This is a genomic window from Amycolatopsis sp. WAC 04169, from assembly GCF_003947535.1.
Classification (GTDB): domain Bacteria; phylum Actinomycetota; class Actinomycetes; order Mycobacteriales; family Pseudonocardiaceae; genus Amycolatopsis; species Amycolatopsis keratiniphila.
In genome coordinates this window covers 261,203-278,307 of sequence record NZ_QHJI01000006.1, presented here as the reverse complement: position 1 = coordinate 278,307, position 17,105 = coordinate 261,203, and the positions used below count along the sequence as shown (strand labels likewise).

Genomic DNA, 17,105 nt, shown 5'->3' with positions numbered 1-17,105 from the left:
GATCGCCGCCGCAGGGGGTCAGCGGGCCGCGAAACGGGCGATCACGCCCGCCAGGATCACCCAGAACGCCGCGGCCAGACCGTAGTCGAGGATGACCGCGAGATTCGGGTCACTCACCGGGAAGAGGCCCGGCCAGAACAACGCCAACGGCCTCGCCAGCGCTTGGATGAAGATGAAGAAGCCGTTGCCCGCGTTGGCTCCCGCGAGCACCATCACCATGTACAGCAGCTCGATGAAAGCGAACAGCGCGCCGATGCCGGTGATGACGCGCACGGCGGTGTTGCTCCTACTGGTGGTTCGCCATCTGGACATACCGGAAAAGTTCCCGGCCTCCGTGGCGGCAAACGCGTCAGTAGCCAAGTTGCGCCGATCGGCCGTACCTCGGCTACTGCCTGGAGACGATCCGCGACGCAGTGCTTATGGAGTGATATCGATTATCATTACCGGTATGACTTCTGGGGACTGGAACGACAGCTGGGAACGCCTCATGGCGAGGTATCAGCCAGGGCGTGAGCAGGCGATCGAGCGGATGATCGACCTGATCGCGGCGCGCTGTGACGGCCGGGCGCCGCGGGTGCTGGACGTAGGTGGCGGCACGGGCACGCTCTGTTCCCGGCTGCTCGCGCGTTTTCCGGAGGCGGAGGTCACGCTGGTCGATCTCGACCCGGTGATGCTGGCGATCGCCGGGGCGTCACTGCCGTCCTCGGTCGAGGTGGTCCGGGCCGATCTGCGTGATCCCGGCTGGAGGGGCTTGCTGCCGTACAGCGGCTACGACGCCGTACTGGCGATCATGGCGTTGCACTACCTGCCGCCGGACCGGTTGTCCGCGTTGTACGGCGAACTCGTCGGATTGGTGCGGGCGGGTGGATTCGTGGCCAATGTGGACGACATGCCGGAGACGGAAGCCGTGGCGTCCGCGACTGACGACGACGGCTCCTGGGACGCTTGGTGGGATCAGGTCGCGGCGGATCCGGTGCTGGGCCCGGCCGTGATGGAACGGGCCCGGCTGTTCGGCGATTCGTCTTCGGCGGAATGGCATCCGCCCGCCGCCTGGCATCTGCGGGCCTTGCAGGCCGGGCCGGTCGACGAACCCGCCGTGGCATGGCGAGACGGCGCCCAAGCCGCTGTGGTGGCCTTCAGGTCTCGCTGAACGGTGGATCGTCGAGTGGGGTGCCTCGCCATTGCCACCCGGCGCGCGACGGCCGCCCCGGTAGCTCCAAGCGGTCCGTCGCCCACAGCAACGCGGTCCAGGGATCGACGCCGGCGACGTCCACTTCCGGGAACATCCGCGCGAGCACGCGCGAACAGACGTCGCGCGGCGGATTGAGCGTGACTTGGAGACCTCTGGCCATGTCCTCGCCGTGGACGAGGACTTCGACACAGCCCATCCCGGCGAAACCTTCGAGGTCGGCGCGGCCGCTCGGGTGGTACGCGCGGACGTCCGGGGCCACCGTGCGGAGCGTGGCACCCAGGATGCCGCCGGCGACCGTGACGAACTCCAGCATCTCCGACGGAGTCGCGGCCTGGTCGGCGACGGATTCGAAGCAGACGAAACGCGGTGTCGACGGCCGCGCGATCAGCAGGCCCGCGTAGGAGATGAGGCAGTCGCCGAGGTGTTCGGCCGTGCGCCAGGCGTTCAGCTCGCCGGTGCCTGGCGCCGCCGACCAGTCTCGGCCCGACGCCTGGCGCAGTTCGCCGACCACGCTCGTGATCGCGGCGTCGAGGTCGCCGGGGGTGACCGTCATCGTGGCATCAGCTCAGCGACCTCAACTCAAGGGCGTCGGAAACGCGACCGGACCGCGGTGGCCGTTCTTCCCGACCGCGCGGACACCGAAGAACACGTTGTCCTTCGACAGATCCACCTTAGCCTCGGTCGTGTCGCCGACCCTGACGACGTGCGTCCAGTCGGCCGCCGTCGTCTCCCGCCAGACGACCTCGTAACCGGCGAGATCCGGGTCGGTCCCGCGCCGCCACACGAGATCCGTCTCGTTCGTCAGCCGGTTCGTCCGGATCCGGACGTCTTCGGGGGTGCCGGGCGCGGTCGCCAGCGACCACATCGTCGCGGCGTTCACCCGCGCGACCCTGGCGATGAACGGGAAGTCGCAGAATTCGGGCAGATCGCCGAATTGCTTGCCGTTCTCCACCCGGACGTCCTGGTGCTGATGGGCGTAGTCCTCATGCGGTTCGGTGAACCGCGCGGCCGGATATCCCTGCTCCAGGAACGGGATGTGGTCGCCGCCCCGGAGGTAGCGGTCGCGCCGGTGGATGACCCGTACGGTCATGCCGGTCGCTTCGTTCTCCGCGACCGAGCGCACGAACCGCGCCAGCTGGCGGGAGGGCGAATCGTTCTCCCCGCCGACCGCGCGTCGGATGTCCGCCTGCGCGGGGGTTTCCGACGTCGGCACGCCCTCGGCGAACAACCGGATCGTACGCGGGTCCCGCGTGCCGTCATCGGCCCGGCTCGAACCGACGATGTCGTTGGTGAACATCGCCTGCACGTTCGTGCCGGCCGCCTTGAACAGCGTGGCCATGTGCCGTGCGCCGAACAGGCCCTGTTCCTCACCGGCGACCGCGGCGAACACGATGGTCGCGGCCGGACGGCGAGTGGCGAGCACCCGGGCGAGCTCCATCGCGACGGCCACTCCGGAGGCGTCGTCGTCGGCGCCCGGCGCGTCCTTCGTCGCGTCGAGCGGATCCGAACAACGCGAGTCGTAGTGGCCAGACACGACGTAGACCCGTTCCGGAGTGGTGGAGCCGCGCAGAGTGGCGACGACGTTGGTAATGGTGGTCGCGACCGGGATCCGGGGTGGAGCGGGCTGCTGCAGATACGACTGTGTCTCGACCGTCATCCGGCCGCCTGACCGCTCCGCGGATTTCGTCATCTCCGCAAGGATCCAGTCGCGGGCGGCGCCGATCCCCCGGACAGGGTCGGTCTGCGAGGACAACGTGTGCCGGGTTCCGAAGGCCGCGAGTCTACGTACGGTGGCTTCGATGCGGTGTTCGTCTATCTCCCGGAGGATCGCCCGGAGTTCGGCGTCGGGTCGTTGTGGGGTGAGGCGGTCGCCGGGCTTTTCGTTATTGGCCGGGACCTCAGCGCCGGCGGTCGGTGCGAGAGCCGTTGATGACAGGGCCGTTGATGACAGGGCGGCCGCCGAGAGCGCGGCCGACGTGGACAGGAAAACTCGTCTGGACCTTTCCTCAGCCATTCTCCTGTTCCTACGCGCCTTGTGGTCGGGCGTCTACCCGCGAAAAGGATGAGCGCGGTGGGCGGCGGATCCGGGAAGATCGCCGGGTGATCTTCGAGAGAAGGAAGTCCGTGGCCGAGGCACTCCAGGAAACTCTGGAGAGCAGGGGGCATCGCTTCGGCGTACTCATCGATGCGCTCATGCGCGTCGACAAGTCCGGCGACGCCGCCGAAATCAAGGCCGCCTTCGAGACGATCACCGAGACACCGGCGCTTGTCACGACTCTCGACGTGTACTGCAGGTCTCAGCGGGCCTTGGACGACGTCGGTCTGCGACTCACGGGACGTGGGGCCGGACCGTTGACGACGGCGATCGCCGCGTCACACGGTAACGGTCGGGTTCGGGAGTTCGCGGTCACGAAGATGCTGGCGAGCCCGCGTCCGGAGATGCTTCCGTTCCTGCTGGTGCGCATGACGGATTGGGCGTCTCCGGTCCGTGATGTCGCCCGCATGGGTGTCGTCCGGCTGCTTCACGACGATCCGGCGACTTATTTACGGCCCGCCGCCGAAACGATGCTTCACTTGCGGCGCCGTCGTCGTTGGGGCTTCGGCGTGCAACAGTTGTACGCGGCTGCTTACGACGCTCCCGTGGCGGTGCTCGACCAGTTGATGTGCTCGGTGACCTCCGCGGTGCCGAGGTTCGCGTTCGAGGTCAGAACCCGGCGTGGCGATCTCAAACTCGACGAGATGGTCCGGGTTGCCCTGACGAATTCCGACAAGAGTCTTCGTGCCCGAGCCGGTGAGGCCGCCGCCCGCGAGGCCGTGTGGACCGGTCGCGTGGACATCCTGCGCAAGCTGGCTGCCTGCCGGCACGGAGAGGTGCGGATCAGCGCGCTGACCGGACTCGCTCGCTTCGGCCACTGGACCGAAATCGCCGGTCTGCTGGACGACCGTTCCACGCTGATCCGTGCGCTCGCACGGGATGCTGCCCGGCGTACGGGCGTCGACGCTGTCGACTGGTACCGGTCGGCCGTTTCCGCTGCGAACCCTTCCTTGGGCGCCATCGCGGGACTTGCCGAGTCGGGGCGGCAAGAAGACGGGCAGCTGCTGTATCCGTTGCTGAGCCACCCTGTGGTCGGCGTGCGGGCGCAAGCCGTTGGCGCACTTCGGATTCTGGACGCCGTTCCGGTGGATTCGGTGAGGTCGATGCTTGAGGATCCTTCCCGTCGGGTGATCAGGGCGGCCTTGAAGGCATTGGGAACCAGGGCTTGATGTCATCGAGTGCCGAAGGCCTCGGACGGTCCTGTGGGGACCCTCCGCCGCCATCCGTTTACGTGCTCAGGTCTGAGGTTCGTCGCCCTCGGGTCCTGTGCGCGGTTCGTGGAACGGCTCTGGCGCTGTCTCGTAGGTATGGCCGCTCGGCGTGGTGATGATCATGCCGCCGTCGCCGGTGGGCACGGCCGACCACCCGGGTTCCTCTTTGAGCAGGTTGTGGTTCTTGCAGTGGATATGGCAGTTGTGGTGATTGGTCTTTCCGTTGCGAGCCCGCGCGACGATATGGTCGATCTCGGAGACCTCGGCCGGCAGATGGCAGCCCGGTTGGGTGCACTCGCGATCCCTCGCCTTGATCAACCGGGCCAAGGACGCCGGTGACCGGTACTTGTCGCCGCCCGCCTCGAGCAGTTGGCCTGTGGCGGAGTCGGTGATCAGCCGGGACCAGGTGGACGAGGGGTCGGAGGCGATTTCGCGGACCAGCCAGTCGGGGATGGGGCCGTACCCCGCCAGTGTCGCGGGGTCGTCGCGCGCGCCGACGAGTGTCAAGAAGTCGACATAGACATGGATGTGGGCTCGCGGCTTGCCCCGGCCGTTCTCGGCCAGCAGTCGTTCGGCGAAGATATCGGCGCGATGCTGGTCGAGCGTCCGGGATTTGTCCTTGTTCCGCCGCGATCGCGCGGCGCGGCTCATCGAGGCGTAGATGGAACTGGCGACTTCCGTGGGAAGATGGCCGGAGAGTGTGGACATGGTCTCGTCGTCGTGTTCCAACGAGATATGGCGCAACGCGCGTTTCCTGGCGGCTCGTTCGCGATAGCCGTCGGGATCGAATTTCTGCACGGCGTGTCTCACCGAACCCCGGATCGCTCCGGGATCACGATCGGCGAAACGTTTGGCCATCCAGGCATCGACCTGCGCCGCGACTTCGTCCGACACCTCTCGTGTCAGTTGCATGACCTTGGAAGCCTTGTACAGGTCGATATCACCGCGCTCCAGCGCCGCCAGCGTGTTCGGCAGGCGGGCGACCAGGGCGCAGGAAGTCTCGACGAGCAGGAACGCGTGATTGCGGGTGACCGAGAAGCGCAGGGCGACCTCCTCGGTCACGGATCTTCGGGACCCGCCACGAGTGGCGAAGTCGGCTAACGCCCGCACCTGACGTCCCTGTGTCCGCCGAAGGGAAAGCTCTTCGTCGAACGCGGCGTCAAGAAAGCGAGCGGCTTTCGGGTTGTAAACGAGAGTTGTGGTCATGCCCATGATCATAGTCGAACTCACGTTCGAATTGGGCTGAGATCGTGATCGGATTTGCGCGGAGAGTGAACGGGCCAGTCATGGCTGTTCGCCCAGACTGAAACACGATCGTCGCCGCGGCTGATTGAATGGGAGGGTGAGCGACTACCCGAGGCTGCTGGAAGACCGAGAAGTGTCGGTGGCGCGGGCCGGCGATCGGCGCCGAGCGCGGCTGCGGGGCTGGCTCGACGGTTACGACGGGCCAAGGCCGCTCTATCGGATCGAGCTCTTCCTCGACGGTGATCGGTTTACGGCCACCGCCATGGACATGTTCGAGTCGCTCGTCCGGCTGCGTCGTCAGCTGGAGCCCGGGGGCTGGGCGATCGCCGTTCAAGGCGCCCGCCGCGACACGTACCCGAGCGGGATGTGCAGGGACATGGGCGGCGGTATGCAGATCTACGTCATGCGCACTGGCGAAAAGACTTCGGAAGCCGACCTCGTCGATACGCTGGCCGATGCGGATCTCGACCAGATCGTGAGTGTCGCGGAACAGGAGACCTGGCACGCCGAATGGTGGGAAGCGGCCACGGGTCGTCGGCTCTGAGCCCAGGTGAAGGGAACCGTCATGAGCCGGTTGCCAGCGCCTTGACCTCTTGGGCGATCTGCGACAGTTGCTCACCGGGCTCGATCGTCAAATCACCGGTCGCGGTCCAGCCTTCGTTTCCCCAGTCGGGTTGAAACCTCTGGATGGTGACCCGTAGCTGCACGTGGCCGTACTGGTGGGACGCGTCGATTCTCAGGTCCCTTTCGAGCGACTCCCAGGTTCGGACTCCGTCCCATCCACGCCAGTCGTCCACGTGCCGCTGGAAGAACTCCGCGAGATCGGCGAACCCGGTCGCATAGTGGTGCACGACCTGAACTGACGCTGACAAGCCGTGAAGTCGAAGCTCGGCCAGCAAGGACTCTGGTGGACCGTTCTCGGCGACATCGGCGGTCAGCCGCAGGAATTCGTGGCCGGAGCCAATCCGTGCCTGGATCATGGTCGCAGCATGGCGTTCCGGACGCTGAGACGACAACCGGAATTGCCGCATCGAGCGGTCAGGCCGCGTGGCGGCGCTGCCGAGGCCGGAGTAAGGCTACGTCCTGGACAACCTCGACGATGTGCCTCCCGGAAGGCGAACGAGCCTTCGCCGGGCGGGAAGAAGAAACCGGCCGTCGGCGAAGTAGTGGTGAAAGCCGACCGTCGACGGGAAGGAAGCACATGTCAGAGGCGGGCATATGACAGCGGGAACGGGTGAGCAGGTGACCGACGCCGACCTGGCCGCCCGGTTGCCGCAGGACCCGGAATTGTTCACCGAAGTGCACGATCGCTACTTCGCGGCCATCTACCGGTATGTGGCCGGACGGCTGGACGCACAGACCGCGGAGGACATCGCCGCGGAGACGTTCCTCGTCGCGTTCGACCGGCGCCACACATTCGACGCCGAACGCGGTGAGGTGCGGGTCTGGCTGTTCGGCATCGCCACGAATCTGGTGGCCAGGCACCGCCGCAAGGAGGCTCGCCACTATCGGGCGCTGGCACGGGTGAGCGTCGCGCCGGCGGTCGAGGGGCACGAGAGCAGAGTGGTCGCGTCGGTGGCGGCCCGACTGCTGCTTCCTCGGCTTGCGAACGCGCTGTCGCGGCTGTCCGCCGGGGAACGGGACGTGCTGCTGCTCGTGGCGCTCGGCCAGCTCGGGTACGAGGAAGTGGCCGCGGCGCTCGGTATCTCCTCCGGCACGGTGGGTTCCCGGCTCAACCGTGCACGCAAGAAGCTCAACCTCATCCTCACTCCGGAGGCACTCGATGAATGACCTGCAGACCCTGCGCGCCGCGATGACCCCGGACGAGCCGTCCCAGGACGTGATCGACCGCAGCCGTCACCGGCTCCAGAACCGGATCCGCGGTGGCCGCGCCTCCGGGCGGAGGAGCGGATGGCTGATCGCGGGGGCCGGGCTCGCGGCGGCGGCCGCTGCCGCCGTGGCGATCGCGGCCATGCCTGCCGCACCGGTCGACGGTCCGCCGGTGCGAACGGTCACCGGACAGGAGGTCCTGCTCGCGGCCGCCACCGCCGCGGAGCGTTCCCCTGAAGGGACCGGCACGTATTGGCACGTGAAGGTGACCGGGGCGGACGAGTACGAGTACTGGATCAAGCCGGACGGTCAGTCGTGGATGCGGGGAGCGAAGACGGGAGGCAAGGTCATGTCGCTGAAGGCGCTTTCGGCCACCCCGTTCTCACTGGTCGCCGTCGATCTGACCCTCGAGCAGTTGCGTGCCCTGCCGACGGACCCGGGCGAGTTGAAGGCTTGGATCGCCGATGCGCTCGAGCGCAGCGACGCCAGGACGAGCGCGGGTGAGCTCACCGCGAGCGACCGGGAACAAGCCGGCTTCCAGTCGTTGATCTCACTGGTGTCCACCCTGCCGGCCACGCCGGGGGTCCGGGCCACGGCCTTGCGCGCGATCGCCGGATATCCAGGTGTCGAAAACCTCGGCACGGTGCCGGGCGGTCAAGGCTTGAGGCTGCCGACGGGCGAGCGGCTCGTCGTCGATCCGGCGACCGGACGGGTGAACGGGACGTCGATCTTCGTCGCCATGGACGGGGCGGTGCACAAGGTGGCCGACCCCGCCGGCGCCCGGATCGACGCCGAATGGACCGACACCCTGCCCGAGTAAGCGCATCGGTGGCCGGGAGTGTGTCCCGCTCCCGGCCACAGGGCGTCACTTGCCGGTGGCACTGTCCCACAGCGCGTAGAACGTGGCTCGGGAAACAGGTGTGAGGCCGGAGTCGAGTGCCTGGTCGGTGAGTCCGCCGGCGTCATCCTCGATGTTCCGCCACCAATAGCGGCGAACGGCCCCGGACGAATCCTGCTCGATCTGCTTGACGGCCACCGTCTCGTGGTCGACCACGATCGCCTCCCACAGCCAGCGGGCTCCTTCGTCGACCAGGCCTTCGTCATCCACGTACTCGTAGTACCGGCGAGGCTCGGAGCTTTCGTCCAACGTCCGGTACCTCGCCACGCTCGCCCGGAACGCGGCTTCGGTCTCCGGCGGCCAGCGCCGTTGTGCTGCCAGACGTCGGTAGTGCGTCTCCACGTCCGCCGGAAAATCGGTCACTGTCCTTGCCCAGTGGATGTCCGTGGACCGGATCCGCCCTTGTGCATGCGCAGGATCAAAGCGACCGCGGCCTCGGAGTGGCCCGCCGGGGTCAGGACCTCCTGCAGGAGCAGGCCACGCATCGCGGCAATGGTGACGGTGGCCAGCGTCAGCGCTTCCTCGGCGTCGAGCCCTTCGCGTTCCGCGAGCGAGGCCAGCATCTTGGTCAGGTCGTCGAGCGAGTCGATGAACTCGCGAAAGTCCTCTGGGCCGTACGCGGCCAGGCCGACGACGTGAAAGAAGCCGCGGACGCGGGACAACTGTTCCGGGCTGGTGTAGGCCCGCCAGATCGCCACGACGAAGTCGTCGAAGGTGCCTTGCTGGGCGGTCTCGAAAAGCACCTCGTTGTCTCGGGTGCGCTGCGCCTTGAGCATGGCCGCCAACACGCCGGGGAGCGACCCGAAGTGGTAGCGCAGGTGGGCGTGGTTGGTCCCGGCCCTGGCGGCGATCTCACGGAGCGACACCTCCGGGGCGGGCAGGTCCTCATCGAAGGCGTCGAGAAGCCGAGCCAGGAGACGCTCGCGTGCGTCGCCCTTGCGTTCCTTGCTTGACAGGATCACTCCCACAGTTTATCCATTGGATAAGAGACGGCGGCGCCGTCGCTTACACATGATCGCAGTCACGGCGGCGGAGGGAACGACTCGTGGGACGTGTTCAAGTGGTCGGCGCGACGGTCGTCGACGGATCGGGTCGCGACCCGGCCGACGTCGCCGTCAGCATTGAAGACGGGCGAATCACGCAGGTCGGTGCCTCCGCCGCACACGGCGAGCGCCTGGAGGCCGACGGTCTGACGATGACGCCCGGCCTGATCGACGCTCACGTCCACTTGGGCCTGTCGAGCCCGATCCAGTCGCAGTTCTCGTTCCGGCTGAGCGCCGCCGAGCTCGCGGCGGACATCTTCGCCACGGCCGGCGCGGCGCTTGATGCAGGCTTCACCACCGTTCGGGACACCGGCGGGATCGACGGCGGCGTCGTCACCACGATCGCCAAGGGCAAGGTCCGAGGACCCCGCGTCCTGTCCTGCGGGCCGGTTCAATGCCAGATCGGTGGACACGGCTACTACGGGGCCGAGTGGGAACCGACCGAGCTGTGGAGCAGCCATCACCTTCCGGGTCTGTGCGCCCTGTCCATGATGTCGGGCAACGCGGACGAGCTGCGGCACAACGTGCGCGAAGCCTTCCGCCGAGGAGCCTCCTTCCTGAAGCTCTGCGTGACCGGCGGCGTGGTCGGGGCCCACGATCGGCTGACCGACACCCAGTTCACCGTCGAGGAGATCGCCGTCGCCGTCCAGGAAGCCGCGGCGCGGGGCACCTATGTGACGGTCCACGCCCACAACAACGACGGCATCCGGAACGCGGTCGAGGCCGGGGCGCGCTGCGTCGAGCACGGCACCGACCTCGACGAGGCCACGGCCACCCTGATGGCCGGTCGCGAGGTCGCCCTCGTGCCCACGTTCGCCGTCGTCGAGCAACTGCTGCACGACACCGCCGGAGCCGGTCTCGACGAATCGACCCGCGATCGGGTGCTGGGTGTCCGCGAGCGGATGACCGAGGCGCTCGCCGTCGCCAAGGAGGCCGGAGTGCGGATCGGGCTGGGTTCCGACCTCATCGGTCCGGCGCAGCACCGTCGGGGCGAGGAGCTCAGGCTGCGCGCGAAGCTCGAAACGCCGATGGAAGCCCTCGTGGCGGCCACCAAGACCAACGCCGAGATCCTCGGCCTGTCCGGCCAGGTCGGTGTCATCGCTCTCGGCGCGCAGGCAGACCTCGTGTTGTGGAACGGCAACCCGGTCGAAGACCCGGAGCTGTTCGCTGATCCCGCCAACGCCGTCCTCGTTCTCAAGGCCGGCCGAATCGTGAAGGACCTTCGATGAGCACCATGTGGCAAGGCTGCCTCGCCGACACCGACTACTTCGAGACGCGCTCTAGTGGTGGGCACGACTACGGCGTCTGGGTCACCACACCACCGGGTTATGACCCCGCCACGACGCCGACGCCTGCCGTGTACGTGGTCGACGGCAACTTCGCCGTGGGCCAGACGGCTCCGCTCATCGTCACCCAGGCGGACCCCATGCAACGGATACAGCCCTACATCCAAGTCAGCGTCGGCTACGCGGGCGAGGAAGCACAGCACTGGGACCGGCTGCGCAACCGGGACCTCGTGCCGCCCGGCGAACCCGTCGCCAAGGAACTCGTCGATGCCGTGGAGATGGGATTCCAGGCGGGCGCGAGGACCCGCGAGGAATCCGACGCCTACCTCGCCGAATTGCGCGATACCCACGCCGACGCGTTCCTGAGCTTCCTCACCGCGGAACTGCACCCGCGGATCGAACGCGACTACGGCACGGCCACGAGCGGCCACGGCCTTTTCGGCTACTCCTACGGCGGCCTCTTCAGCCTCTACGCCTGGCTCAGCGGCAGTACGCTTTTCGGGAGCATCGGAGCGGGCAGCCCCGGCGTCATCGGCGAAAACAGCCGGATCTTCGCGATGCTCGAAGAACTGGGCGACGGCCTTCCCACCGCCGAGCTCCACCTGACCGTCAACGACCGGGAGCTTCTCGGAGACCTGACCGTTTACCAGAATCTCGCGAAGAACGCGGCCACCGTTCTGCATCGTCTCACCTCGCGCGGCAAAGCCGTCACCAGCGCGGTGCTGCGCGAAACGCACGTGACCGGCCTGCAGGCCTCGTTCCTCAGCTACCTCAGGACCTGCCGTGCCCGGTAAACGCCCGAGTGCCGACGTGGTCGTGATCGGAGCGGGGGTGATCGGTTCGTCGATCGCCCTTGAGCTCGCGCGGTCGGGGTACCGGGTCGTCGTGCTCGACCGAGCCGCGGGGCCAGGACAGGGATCGACCTCGGCATCGAGTGCGATCATCCGGTTCAACTTCTCCACCACCGCCGGGGTGGCGACGGCGTGGGAGGCGCATTTCGGCTGGCTCGATTGGGCAGGCCACCTCGGGCACGATGTCGGCGACCTCGCGCTGTTCCGCGAAAGCGGGCTGGTCATGCTGGACGTCGAGGCGGCTCCGCGGACATCGTGGCTTCCGTTGTTCGACGAGATCGGTGTTCCCTACGAGGAATGGGACAGCGCGACCTTGGCCGAGCGCGTTCCCGGTATCGACGCCGGCCGCTATTGGCCGCCGAAGCGGCTCGACGACGAGGAATTCTGGGAGGACGCGAAACACTCGCTCGGTGGCGTGTACACCCCGGACGCCGGTTACGTCTCGGACCCCGGCCTCGCCGCCGTGAACCTCGCTTCCGCGGCCTCGGCACGCGGGGCGGAATTCCGCTTCCGCAGCACGGTGGCGGGCGTGGAGAAGTCAGGCGCGCGCGTGAGGTCGGTGCGACTGGCGGACGGCACCCGGGTTTCCTGCGCCGTCGTGGTCAACGCGGCCGGTCCCTGGTCGGGCGCGGTGAATCGGTTGGCGAGTGTGGGTTCCGATTTCACGGTCGGTGTGCGACCGATGAGGCAGGAGGTGGCGCACGTGCCGGTCCCGGAGGGTTATGGAGGGCCCATGGTGGCGGATATGGATCTGGGCACCTACTTCCGCGGCGAAGGAGGAGGTGGCCTGCTCGTGGGCGGAACGGAACCGGAGTGCGATCCGATGCAGTGGACCGACGACCCGGACACCGTCGACATCCACCCGACGGCCGCGGTCTTCGAGGCCCAGGTGACGCGGGCCGCACGGCGGTTGCCCGAACTGGCGGTGCCCAACCGGGCGCGCGGCGTGGTGGGCGTCTACGACGTCACCGACGATTGGACTCCGATTTATGACCGCACCGAACTCGACGGTTTCTACCTCGCGATCGGAACGAGCGGCAATCAGTTCAAGAACGCGCCGGTGGTGGGACAGTTGATGACGGAGCTGATCGGCCAGGCGGAGAACGGCGCCGACCACGACGCGTCGCCTGTCCGGTTCCGGGCCCCGCGCACCGGCCTGGAGATCGACCTGGGTGCGTTCTCCCGTAAGCGCAACCGAAACACCGCGAATTCGGGCACGGTGCTGGGCTGACCGTCACAGGTCGTCGAGGTCGAGAGGTGGCATCGGCGCCGCGTCCTTGGCCCACGTGTCGCGGAAGCCCGGCTGGACCGCGAGATCGACCAGTTCGATCCTGGCCCCGATGCTGTCGAGCCGGTGGTAGGTGAAGGAGCGACCGTAGGGGCAGGAGTCGAACTCGATCGGCGCGCCTCGGTCCGCCAGGCGTTGTTTGTCCGTCACGACGTCCTTGGACCAGTAGCCGATGTGGTCGAAGCGGGACCCCTCGGTCGCGTCCCACGGACTTCCGGCGGGTCCGTGGATCACCTCGAAGAACGGTGGCCCGCCGGTCGAGAACACGATTTCGTAGTCCCAATCCCCGAGGGTGCCCGCACGGACCGGACTCCAGGTCACGCCGAGAGTGCGGGTGAGGTCTCCGGTCGCCTGTCCGATGTCTCGGACGACGAAGCACAGGTGGTAGAAGGCGTTCAACTACTCAACCCTCGCCCGCCGCGAGCAACTCCCGCAGCATCGCCAGCAGTTCCCGCCGGTCCCCGGCCCCGAGTTTCCCCCGGATCCGCGCCATGTGGTGTTCCACGGTCTTCCCCGAGATGAACAGTTCGCTCCCGGCCTGCTTGTACGTCAGCCCGCCGGCGACGAGGCGGGCGACTTCCAGTTCCCGTTCGCTCAAGGCGCTCAATCCGGTGGCCGGGACGGGTTCCGGTGCCCTGCCTTGGAATTGCCGGGCCGCTTCGAGCAGCTGGACCATCGCTTTGCGGTCGGAGGTCCGGATCGCCGCCTGCCCGGCCAGCCGGGAGGCGTCCCAGCAGAGCCCGAGTTCGTGCAGTTCCGACGCGGCCGCGGTGATCGATTCTGGATCGAAGCTTCCGGTCAAGACCGCGAGCCAGCCGGTCGCCGCGGCGGCGAGGGCCGCGGGATAACGGCCGCAGGGCGCGAAATCGTTCAACGCGGCCAGATGTTCTCTCGCCGACGTGTGATCCTCGACGGTGATCGCGGCGTGCAGTTCGTGCCAGCGCAGGGTGGCTGTCCACAGTGGAGGGTTGCCGAGCGCGTCGAGCACGGCGTGTGCCCGTTCCAGCTGCCCGGCCAGTTTGGCGCTCGCGCCGCCCCGTGCGGCCGCGATCGCGAGTTCTCCCAGTGGCAGCAGCGAATACAGGTCCGGCTGCTGGCGCATCGAAGCCTGATACGCCCGGTCCCACGAACGTTGCAGGCCGGGAAGATCGCTCGCGCGCCGCGCCAGGCCCAAGTGCAGGGTGGCGGCGAAGAGTTCGTCGCGCGCTTCGAGGCCGTCCGGTGGCATCAACGCTTCGGCGGCCGTCTTGAGGTCGCCCGCGGTCATCGCGACCCAGCCGAGCAGCAGCCGGTGCCGTTTCGCGAGCAGGTCGCCGCCGATCCGGCCGTTCGCCGCGCGGCTCAACACCGACTCGGCCAGCGCGAGTTCGCCGGAATGCAGGCCCACCAACGCCGCCAGGGCCGCCGGGCTGTCCGGGAGCGGCGCCGGCGCGCCCGCCGATTCCAGCATCGAGGCCGCGCCCAGCAACGCGGACAGGGTTTCGGCGCCACAGCCCGACACCGAGCCGGTGATCGCCCGTGCCATTCGCGAGGCGGCTCCGGCGAACAACGTCGGGACTTCGGGGGTTTCCAGCACACCCCGGGCGGCCTCGAGTTTTCCGGTGCCCAGCAACGCGATCGCGGCGAACGCCTTCGATTCGGCCCGCCCGGACCATTGGTACAGCTCCGCGCTGTGCGCCAGTTCGCCGCGATGCGCCAGCACGGTCCCGGCCACTTCGGCGCCCGCGGCCCGGGCGTCCGTGTCCGAGGTGCTGCCGAGCATGCCGTCCCCGAGCCGCAGTGCGGTGTCGAGGTCCCCGGCCAGCGCCGCGGCGTGCGCCCAGCCGACGGTGAGCGCCGCGCCGCGCCCACCGGCCTCGGACGCGGCCTCGTAGAACCGCGCCGCGAGTTTCGTGTCGTCGGGCATCGCCTCGCGGGCGGCCGCTTCGAAGGCCGCCGCCGCGCTCGCGCCCGAACTTCCCGTTCCCAGCAACGACCGGGCGAGGTCCAGCACCGGAAGCCCGTCCCGCAACTGGAGTTCCACCAGTCGCTGCAGCACCGTCAGCCGTCGTCCCGGCGAACCCCAGGTCCGGATGGCCTCGGCGGCGATCGGCAGCAGGACGTCGTCCTCGCCGAGGAGACCGGTCGCCCTGGCACTGTCGAAGACCTCGGGCAGACCTTCGCGATCACGGTTCAGGAGCGCGGCGAGGAGATCGAGATTCCGGCCCGCACCCGCTTCCGCCGCGATCAGGAAGCGGTACACGTCGTCGTCCAGCTGCTCCAGTTCGCCGCGGAAGTCCGCGAGCCGCCCGGTGACCGCGCGCACCACGAGTCCCGGCACACCACCGGTTCTGACGTGGACCTCCGCCGCGGTGGCCGCGTCGCCACCGGCGTGCTCGACGAGCCGCCGGACGTCGTCGACGCCGAAAGCGCCCAAGGACACCGACCTGCCGAAGGAATCGGCGAGGGTGCGCAAGGCTTTCGTGCGTGCCGCAGTCCGGAAGGCCAGGACTACGGGTGCCGTCGTTTCCTCCGTGCGCGCCCTGATCTTCGCGAGTTCGTCGTCGTCGAGCTGATTGGCGTCGTCGATCAGCAGTGCCTCGACACCGGCGTCGGCGTAGCGACGTCCGAGCAGGCCGAGCAGATGGGTCTTGCCGTGCCCGCCGGGGGCGACGACGGCGACCCGCACCGGGGCTTCCGGGGCGGTGGTCACCTCGTCGAGCAGGCGCCGGGCACCCGGATGGATGATGCCGGGCTGGTCGAGCAGTGCGTTCAACAGCGACCTTCGGGGGTGGACGGCGTGGCACCGGGGGTGGGCGGCGCGCACGAGCTCGAAGTGGTGGGAGGGGCTTCGGGACCCTTGTCGGCGGTGGCTTCTCGAGTGGTCAGGGTGAGCAGCAGGGTGGTCGCGGCCAGCACCACGACCGCGGCTCCGGCGACGAGGGGCTTGCGCCGGCTGAGCAGTTTCGCCGCCCCGGTGCGTTCTGGCAAGGGGAACGGGGTGATGTCCACCGGCGGCCGTTCGGGCCGCTCGGTGAGCTCTTCGGACACGTCGACCCGGGGGAGCAGGGTGGTCTCGATGGTCGCGACGGCGTGCGATCCCGCCCCGCCGGGTTGAGGAAGGTCACGTCGCGCGGCGATGTTGGCCGCGCCGGTCGCCACCGTCAGCACCGGGTCGCTCGACGCGAAGAGGGGGCACGGTGTCCGGCCGGGAACCGGCGGTGCCTCGCCGCAGAGCACGATGCCCGCCAGCGACTGGGGCGTGACCCCGGCGCCGTGCGCGAGTTCGAACACCTTGCCGACGGCCTCGGCAGGGTCGACACCTTCCAGCGTTTTGATCGGTTGCCAGCCGTTGACGGCGGTGGCGGCGGCGATCGTGACGACCGCGCCGTCCGGGCCGAATTCGCAGACACCGGCGGTGACATCGCCGTGCGGGGCGAGATACGCGTGCAGCGCGGCGACGGGCGACGCAACCAGTGCGGCACGGGGGAATCCGGCCTCGGCCAGCGCCCGGCGCAGCAGGTCCCGGCGGAACGAACCCCAGCCGACGGGGTGCGTGAGCACGATGTGGTGCGGTTTCTCCCCGAAGCGTTCGGCCGCTTGATCCACCGCCGCGTCGACGAGGACCGCGCTGAGGGATTCGGCCGGGAACCGTTCGCCGCCGACGATCACGGGCACGTCGTCGCCGACCCGTTCGTGGAACCCGGTGAGCAGCCGGGCGGGCGCGGACCGGCCCGCCTCGACCGCGGCGTCCCCGGTGAGCAGGTAGCCGTCGTCGTCGAGGAACACCGCCGACGCCGCCGCCGGGCCGCGCGCGCCGAGCCACGACGGCTCGGGCACGCCCCAGCCGTCGCCGGAGTTCACGCAGGTGGCGGCGGTGGTGCGGGTCGAGGCGATATCGATGCCGAGGACGTAGGGCAACGAGCATCCTCCTTCGCTTGACCAGCCCCTAAGGACCAAATAGGGCCACTCACCTGAACGGCTTGACCCATCCGGGTGAGGGTTGGCATTAAACCCAACCGAGTGCGTCTCGGTTAAGCCCCTAACGCCCTAACGATGTCATACCGATCCCCTATTGGCTGAGTGAGCGACGACCAGGAGTGATCCCCGATGTGCCCATCGGCACCGGCTCACTAACTTCGGTGACCTGCGCTCAGCCGTGCCCTCCGGCCGCTGGGCGCGCCCCA

General features: G+C 68.4%; 18 protein-coding genes. 8 read left to right on the top strand and 10 right to left on the bottom strand.

What is annotated here, in order from left to right; genetic code table 11:
• Nucleotides 1-18 precede the first annotated feature (18 nt).
• The gene (locus DMC61_RS17450; protein ID WP_016331969.1) at nt 19-273 is read right to left on the bottom strand and encodes a hypothetical protein; all 255 of its coding nucleotides are present in this window, start codon (nt 271-273) and stop codon (nt 19-21) included.
• A 175-nt stretch (nt 274-448) separates the two neighbouring features.
• Between DMC61_RS17450 and DMC61_RS17445 the strand changes: the two genes are divergently transcribed.
• Nucleotides 449-1,150 carry a trans-aconitate 2-methyltransferase gene (locus tag DMC61_RS17445; protein WP_158634098.1) on the top strand — a complete coding sequence of 234 codons (702 nt, stop codon included), beginning with the start codon at nt 449-451 and terminating at the stop codon, nt 1,148-1,150.
• Here the strand turns inward: DMC61_RS17445 and DMC61_RS17440 are convergent.
• Both DMC61_RS17440 and DMC61_RS17435 read right to left on the bottom strand, forming a co-directional pair.
• Nucleotides 1,137-1,745 (bottom strand): hypothetical protein, encoded by a 609-nt coding sequence (locus tag DMC61_RS17440; protein WP_125690157.1) that lies wholly within the window; start codon nt 1,743-1,745, stop codon nt 1,137-1,139. The genes DMC61_RS17445 and DMC61_RS17440 overlap by 14 nt on opposite strands.
• Nucleotides 1,746-1,766: 21 nt before the next feature.
• A complete protein-coding gene (locus DMC61_RS17435; RefSeq protein WP_233594833.1) occupies nt 1,767-2,882 on the bottom strand; it encodes a M28 family metallopeptidase in 1,116 nt (371 codons plus the stop codon).
• 434 nt (nt 2,883-3,316) lie between these two features.
• Between DMC61_RS17435 and DMC61_RS17430 the strand changes: the two genes are divergently transcribed.
• Complete coding sequence (locus DMC61_RS17430; RefSeq protein ID WP_125690155.1) at nt 3,317-4,456, top strand: HEAT repeat domain-containing protein; 1,140 nt, start codon at nt 3,317-3,319, stop codon at nt 4,454-4,456.
• A 66-nt stretch (nt 4,457-4,522) separates the two neighbouring features.
• Here DMC61_RS17430 and DMC61_RS17425 read toward each other — a convergent pair whose 3' ends face one another.
• A complete protein-coding gene (locus tag DMC61_RS17425; protein ID WP_125690154.1) occupies nt 4,523-5,704 on the bottom strand; it encodes an HNH endonuclease signature motif containing protein in 1,182 nt (393 codons plus the stop codon).
• 136 nt (nt 5,705-5,840) lie between these two features.
• Between DMC61_RS17425 and DMC61_RS17420 the strand changes: the two genes are divergently transcribed.
• On the top strand, nt 5,841-6,287 hold the full coding sequence (locus DMC61_RS17420; RefSeq protein WP_125690153.1) for a hypothetical protein: 447 nt from the start codon (nt 5,841-5,843) through the stop codon (nt 6,285-6,287).
• A 19-nt stretch (nt 6,288-6,306) separates the two neighbouring features.
• Here the strand turns inward: DMC61_RS17420 and DMC61_RS17415 are convergent, their stop codons facing one another.
• Nucleotides 6,307-6,723 (bottom strand): DUF6228 family protein, encoded by a 417-nt coding sequence (locus DMC61_RS17415; protein WP_063277076.1) that lies wholly within the window; start codon nt 6,721-6,723, stop codon nt 6,307-6,309.
• Nucleotides 6,724-6,961: 238 nt separating this feature from the next.
• Between DMC61_RS17415 and DMC61_RS17410 the strand changes: the two genes are divergently transcribed.
• Together DMC61_RS17410 and DMC61_RS17405 are read left to right on the top strand one after the other, a co-directional pair.
• The gene (locus tag DMC61_RS17410) at nt 6,962-7,534 is read left to right on the top strand and encodes an RNA polymerase sigma factor (protein ID WP_199750022.1); all 573 of its coding nucleotides are present in this window, start codon (nt 6,962-6,964) and stop codon (nt 7,532-7,534) included.
• Entirely contained in the window at nt 7,527-8,393 is an 867-nt protein-coding gene (locus DMC61_RS17405) for a CU044_5270 family protein (protein WP_125690152.1), read from the top strand. The genes DMC61_RS17410 and DMC61_RS17405 overlap by 8 nt, the downstream gene beginning before the upstream one ends.
• A gap of 45 nt (nt 8,394-8,438) precedes the next feature.
• Here DMC61_RS17405 and DMC61_RS17400 read toward each other — a convergent pair whose 3' ends face one another.
• The gene (locus DMC61_RS17400) at nt 8,439-8,834 is read right to left on the bottom strand and encodes a hypothetical protein (RefSeq protein WP_125690151.1); all 396 of its coding nucleotides are present in this window, start codon (nt 8,832-8,834) and stop codon (nt 8,439-8,441) included.
• Complete coding sequence (locus tag DMC61_RS17395) at nt 8,831-9,433, bottom strand: TetR/AcrR family transcriptional regulator (protein WP_125690150.1); 603 nt, start codon at nt 9,431-9,433, stop codon at nt 8,831-8,833. The genes DMC61_RS17400 and DMC61_RS17395 overlap by 4 nt, the downstream gene beginning before the upstream one ends.
• Before the next feature lie 83 nt (nt 9,434-9,516).
• On the opposite strand from DMC61_RS17395, the gene DMC61_RS17390 reads away from it, so the two are divergent.
• From DMC61_RS17390 to DMC61_RS17380, 3 genes are read left to right on the top strand one after another with little or no spacing between them, the layout of a single operon-like run.
• Nucleotides 9,517-10,743 carry an amidohydrolase family protein gene (locus DMC61_RS17390; protein ID WP_125690149.1) on the top strand — a complete coding sequence of 409 codons (1,227 nt, stop codon included), beginning with the start codon at nt 9,517-9,519 and terminating at the stop codon, nt 10,741-10,743.
• Nucleotides 10,740-11,594 carry an alpha/beta hydrolase gene (locus DMC61_RS17385; RefSeq protein ID WP_125690148.1) on the top strand — a complete coding sequence of 285 codons (855 nt, stop codon included), beginning with the start codon at nt 10,740-10,742 and terminating at the stop codon, nt 11,592-11,594. Before DMC61_RS17390 ends, DMC61_RS17385 begins: the two co-directional genes overlap by 4 nt.
• A complete protein-coding gene (locus DMC61_RS17380) occupies nt 11,584-12,882 on the top strand; it encodes an FAD-binding oxidoreductase (protein ID WP_199750021.1) in 1,299 nt (432 codons plus the stop codon). Before DMC61_RS17385 ends, DMC61_RS17380 begins: the two co-directional genes overlap by 11 nt.
• A 3-nt stretch (nt 12,883-12,885) precedes the next feature.
• On the opposite strand, the gene DMC61_RS17375 is transcribed toward DMC61_RS17380, so the two are convergent.
• The 3 genes from DMC61_RS17375 to DMC61_RS17365 are packed head-to-tail and all read right to left on the bottom strand — an operon-like array spanning nt 12,886 to nt 16,839.
• Nucleotides 12,886-13,338 carry a VOC family protein gene (locus DMC61_RS17375; RefSeq protein ID WP_125690147.1) on the bottom strand — a complete coding sequence of 151 codons (453 nt, stop codon included), beginning with the start codon at nt 13,336-13,338 and terminating at the stop codon, nt 12,886-12,888.
• 4 nt (nt 13,339-13,342) lie between these two features.
• Entirely contained in the window at nt 13,343-15,694 is a 2,352-nt protein-coding gene (locus tag DMC61_RS17370; RefSeq protein ID WP_125690146.1) for a LuxR C-terminal-related transcriptional regulator, read from the bottom strand.
• On the bottom strand, nt 15,691-16,839 hold the full coding sequence (locus DMC61_RS17365; RefSeq protein WP_125690145.1) for a molecular chaperone DnaK: 1,149 nt from the start codon (nt 16,837-16,839) through the stop codon (nt 15,691-15,693). The genes DMC61_RS17370 and DMC61_RS17365 overlap by 4 nt, the downstream gene beginning before the upstream one ends.
• Nucleotides 16,840-17,105: the final 266 nt, after the last annotated feature.

What these genes read in the sequence shown, in the direction of transcription:
- DMC61_RS17445 (WP_158634098.1), top strand. Translation starts at nt 449, where the DNA reads ATGACTTCTGGGGACTGGAACGACAGCTGGGAACGCCTCATGGCGAGG.
- DMC61_RS17440 (WP_125690157.1), bottom strand. Translation starts at nt 1,745, where the DNA reads ATGACGGTCACCCCCGGCGACCTCGACGCCGCGATCACGAGCGTGGTC.
- DMC61_RS17435 (WP_233594833.1), bottom strand. Translation starts at nt 2,882, where the DNA reads ATGACGAAATCCGCGGAGCGGTCAGGCGGCCGGATGACGGTCGAGACA.
- DMC61_RS17425 (WP_125690154.1), bottom strand. Translation starts at nt 5,704, where the DNA reads ATGACCACAACTCTCGTTTACAACCCGAAAGCCGCTCGCTTTCTTGAC.
- DMC61_RS17415 (WP_063277076.1), bottom strand. Translation starts at nt 6,723, where the DNA reads ATGATCCAGGCACGGATTGGCTCCGGCCACGAATTCCTGCGGCTGACC.
- DMC61_RS17410 (WP_199750022.1), top strand. Translation starts at nt 6,962, where the DNA reads ATGACAGCGGGAACGGGTGAGCAGGTGACCGACGCCGACCTGGCCGCC.
- DMC61_RS17405 (WP_125690152.1), top strand. Translation starts at nt 7,527, where the DNA reads ATGAATGACCTGCAGACCCTGCGCGCCGCGATGACCCCGGACGAGCCG.
- DMC61_RS17385 (WP_125690148.1), top strand. Translation starts at nt 10,740, where the DNA reads ATGAGCACCATGTGGCAAGGCTGCCTCGCCGACACCGACTACTTCGAG.